This window comes from Paramuribaculum intestinale (genome assembly GCF_003024925.1).
Classification (GTDB): domain Bacteria; phylum Bacteroidota; class Bacteroidia; order Bacteroidales; family Muribaculaceae; genus Paramuribaculum; species Paramuribaculum intestinale.
On the sequence record NZ_PUED01000282.1, the window covers coordinates 1 to 2,265 of the forward strand.

At 48.3% G+C, this 2,265-nt stretch carries 4 protein-coding genes; 3 read left to right on the forward strand and 1 reads right to left on the reverse strand.

Annotation, left to right across the window (positions count from 1 at the left end; all coding sequences use genetic code 11):
* From C5O24_RS14155 to C5O24_RS12755, 3 genes are all read left to right on the forward strand, one after another.
* Window positions 1-735 (forward strand): topoisomerase C-terminal repeat-containing protein (locus C5O24_RS14155; RefSeq protein ID WP_439331595.1); only part of this gene is annotated, 735 nt, incomplete at its 5' end.
* A 143-nt stretch (window positions 736-878) separates the two neighbouring features.
* The gene (locus C5O24_RS12750; protein WP_068960672.1) at window positions 879-1,166 is read left to right on the forward strand and encodes a hypothetical protein; all 288 of its coding nucleotides are present in this window, start codon (window positions 879-881) and stop codon (window positions 1,164-1,166) included.
* A 34-nt stretch (window positions 1,167-1,200) separates the two neighbouring features.
* Window positions 1,201-1,440, forward strand: coding sequence for a helix-turn-helix domain-containing protein (locus tag C5O24_RS12755; RefSeq protein WP_107681934.1), 240 nt, complete (start codon window positions 1,201-1,203; stop codon window positions 1,438-1,440).
* Between the two features lie 58 nt (window positions 1,441-1,498).
* Here C5O24_RS12755 and C5O24_RS12760 read toward each other — a convergent pair.
* On the reverse strand, window positions 1,499-2,265 hold a 767-nt coding region (locus tag C5O24_RS12760), incomplete at its 5' end, for a site-specific integrase (RefSeq protein ID WP_161553909.1).

Here is a 2,265-nt window from a genome sequence, read left to right on the forward strand (position 1 = left end):
ATCCCTTACACTCCCGACATCAAGGTGCCGAAAGTTGTGGAAATGAAACTCACCGGTAAATCCCAGTTCTCCCACACCTCGGTGGCTCCCGCCGCGCCCAAGATGAACGACCTGCTTTGCGCCATCTCAATGTTGCTCCGTTCACTGTCGGACAAATACAATCCCGGTATGCCTTTCACATTGGCACACCATGATGTGGCGGACGCATTCGACCGTCTCCGCGACAATCGCCTTCTTCTGGACGTATGCGGTGAACCAGCAATCACAGGCGAGGGAAATCTCCTGCTTGAAACCTTCAACGCAACTTATGCCCTCGGTCATCTGATGGCATATCAGGTAGAGGTTGAACGGCTCTATGGAGACCGCAAGAACAGTGTCGGCGGAGCGCAGCTCATGAATGAGTACGGCAAATGGATCTATGACAAGACCGAACAGCTTATCACCGACCACCGCCTGTTCCCGGCTACGGTTGATACCCATGTCTGCCCGATATGCGGCCGACACTCGGTTATCCGCTATCCCCGTGTTGCGAAATGCCATGTCTGCGGATTCACCATGCCTTTGCAGTTCATGGGCCACAAGTTCACCGACAAGGAGGTCGCCAGTCTTCTGACCCACGGCTACACATCGCAGATAATGTTCACCAACCGCCACGGCCATGAGTTCTACGACATCGTTGTACGCGGAAAGGGCAAAGGGCTGTCATTCGCCCCGATTGAAGCCAAATTATACTGAAAATAACCGCCGTTTGAAAATAATTCACTAAATTCGCAATCGAATCGCAGTCTATGTAACATACGACTTGCGGATTTAGTGGTTGAAGGCGGAGGGGACTCCGCCTTCTTTTTTCACTCGGTCACTATTGAAACCGCTAAACATTGGAATACGTAAGAATCGACAAAGAGGCTCTTGATGCAATGTTCGAGATAATGGAGTATCAGTCCCTTTTGATTGCGGCGATGTATGAGAAGTGCCGCTCAATCCAATCCGGCAAATGGATTCCAACTGAGACCGTCGCGGAACTGCTATGTGTTTCAACCCGGAAAGTGAGGACTATGAAAACGCTCGGACAACTCGGCTACGTCAAACATGGACGGAAATGTTTTTACAAGTCAGAGGACGTATATTCAAAAATAAACAAAGGCAAGAGTGAAAGAAATATATGACAAAGAACATGACGTTATAAGAAAATTCCTCTCAATGGGAAGGCGAAATATTGAGATGCTGGAGGAAATAGCGTTGGAATATAAACCATTCTTGATGGGCAAACGCTTTATGACTGATGCCCAGTTATCTGAAAGACTCGGCGTTTCGCGCCGAACATTGCAGGACTTCCGCGACAGAGGCATTATTCCGTTCTATCGTCTTGACGGAAAGATACTTTATGAAGAAAAGGATATAGAGGAATACTTGTCCTCAATCTACATACCCAAATATTAAAAGGGAGAGTTACCGAATCGACCGGTAGCTCTCCCTTTTCAGTTGTCTGAAGTTGATGTCATCTGTTAATGCACAGTCTGTCGAATCGGTTGCGCATGGTCTGCATATCCTCATAGACGGTCTGGTCTTGAATCTTTGCGTAGATTTGCGTTGTCTTGATGTCGCTGTGTCCGAGCATCTTCTGGATTGATTCGAGAGGAACATGGTTGTTGAGCGACAGAGACGCGAAAGTATGTCGCGCGATATGGGTGGTAAGAGGCTTGGTTATCTTTGCGAGATCCGCAATCTCTTTGAGATAAGCGTTCATTTTCTGATTGGAACATACGGGAAGCACTACTCCGGTAGATACTGCAACGGGGTGGTTGACATATTTGTCGGCTATCTGACGCGGTACCTCCAACATCGGTATGATACTCAACTCGCCGGTTTTCTCACGGGATTTGCGTATCCACATATTGCCGTCGCGGTCTTTTTCGATGTCGCTCCATTGAAGCGATTTTATATCGCAGAATGCAAGTCCGGTGAAGCAGCAGAACACGAATGTGTCCCTGACAAGTTCCAGACGCGGCATCATGGAGAAGTCGAGTTTGAGAATCTCCATAATCTCAGCCTCAGTCAGAAATTGGCGTTTAGCCTGAGTGCGGTGGAACTTCCTGCCGATGAACGGGTCTTCCGTTATCCACTTATGCGCGATGGCATACTGGATAGTATTCTTGAGATAGCGGAGGTACTTCACAGCCGTGTTGTTGGCGCAGTTCTTGCTGACACGAAGGAAATGCTCGAAATCATCTATCATTCCTGCCGTGACATCCCTTACCGGAATAT